4 protein-coding genes are annotated in these 1,345 nt (G+C 46.8%); all 4 read left to right on the plus strand.

All coding sequences use genetic code 11. From position 1 onward, the window contains the following. The first annotated feature begins 19 nt into the window (after positions 1 to 19). The 4 genes from RJ60_RS16395 (at position 20) to RJ60_RS16410 (ending at position 1,263) form a co-directional block, all read left to right on the plus strand. Positions 20 to 346, plus strand: coding sequence for a cation:proton antiporter (locus RJ60_RS16395; protein ID WP_258006374.1), 327 nt, complete (start codon positions 20 to 22; stop codon positions 344 to 346). A 94-nt stretch (positions 347 to 440) separates the two neighbouring features. Further along, the gene (locus RJ60_RS16400) at positions 441 to 695 is read left to right on the plus strand and encodes a hypothetical protein (RefSeq protein ID WP_258006375.1); all 255 of its coding nucleotides are present in this window, start codon (positions 441 to 443) and stop codon (positions 693 to 695) included. Next, positions 650 to 1,006 (plus strand): cation:proton antiporter, encoded by a 357-nt coding sequence (locus RJ60_RS16405; protein WP_258006376.1) that lies wholly within the window; start codon positions 650 to 652, stop codon positions 1,004 to 1,006. The genes RJ60_RS16400 and RJ60_RS16405 overlap by 46 nt, the downstream gene beginning before the upstream one ends. Before the next feature lie 77 nt (positions 1,007 to 1,083). After that, positions 1,084 to 1,263: a hypothetical protein gene (locus RJ60_RS16410; protein WP_258006377.1), complete on the plus strand. Its 180-nt coding sequence runs from the start codon at positions 1,084 to 1,086 to the stop codon at positions 1,261 to 1,263. The last annotated feature ends 82 nt before the right edge of the window (positions 1,264 to 1,345 follow it).

The following is a 1,345-nucleotide window of genomic DNA, read 5'->3' on the forward strand; positions in this document are numbered from 1 at the left end:
CTAGGCAATGAAGCTTGCCTTGGATAACAGTCTTCCAGAACCGCTTTTTTCGCTGATAGTTTCTGCGATTATCATCCTCTCTATCGTTATCCTGTCACTATTCGACAGAATCAATCTACCCGGTTTGATCGGCCTTGTTATGCTTGGAGTGATTCTTGGTCTTAGCCTTCTCAATACTATCGATTCGACTCTTCTGTCTATCTCGGCAGAGGTCAGACTTCTGGCACTGATAGTTATTCTCATGCGAGCCGGACTTGGATTGAATCGAAGAGTCATTAAGAAGACCGGTCATGTAGTCCTTCGTCTTGATCCTTTCAGTCTGCCTCTCTTATATCTGTTGACATAGTAGAAGCCTGAGTTTCATTCCGGGTCTTTTTGAGGGCTTTTCAATAATGATCTTGTCTCACTTTCTGCTGAATTTGAGTCTACTTCAGGGCGGGATGCTTAGATTCATAATAGCAGCGGTTTCACCTGCGGCAGTTGTTCCTGAGATGCTCAAACTTAGGGAGAAGAACTTCGGAAAGAGAAACGAGATACCTTCGACAATTCTTGCCGCCGCTTCTATAGATGATGTTGTGGCCATCACTCTCTTTACGTTTTTCTGGTGGTCGAGAGCGGTCAGGACATCAGTACAGGATGGTCTCTGCTTATGGTACCGGTGGAGATCATTCTCGGTATCTTTCTGGGAGCGTTAATCGGGTTTCTTTTCAGCCTCCTTTTCAGGAAGTTCCACACTAGAGATACAATGAAGGTTCTTCTGATGCTTTCGGTTGCATTCATTTTCCACAAAGCGGAGGACTTCTTGCCGGTGGCGACTTTGCTGGGAGTGATGGCAATCGGCTTTATGCTCCGAGAGAAGCTCCCAGTCGCCGCCGATCGAATATCTGGAAAGATGGAGAGAATATGGGTGGTCGCCGAGGTCTTCCTCTTCGTGCTTGTGGGTGCCTGTGTGAACATAAACGCGGTAGGGGACTCGTGGCTAATGGGCTTGCTTATAATAGTCTAGGGGCTCACATTTAGAAGAGCAGGTGTCTTGGCGGCAACCATCGGTCAAGACTAAATCTACGTGAAAGACTATTCTGTATGATTTCATATTTACCCAAAGCAACTGTTCAGGCAGCAGTAGGGGCAATATCCCTGGCAATGGGGGTTGCTTACGGAGATGTGATACTCTCGGTTTCGTTTCTATCAATCCTTACAACGGCCCCTCTTGGCGCCATTGGCATAAGACTCGCTGCAAGAAGATTCTCGAAGAACACCTGAGAGAGTCGACTCCGCTTTCTCTTCGAGTCTCTTCATCAAGTTATGAAAATGTGAAGTCTGTTTTCGATCCGGAGAAATCGTC

Source organism: Mesotoga sp. B105.6.4, from assembly GCF_002896535.1.
In the GTDB taxonomy this organism is placed as follows: domain Bacteria; phylum Thermotogota; class Thermotogae; order Petrotogales; family Kosmotogaceae; genus Mesotoga.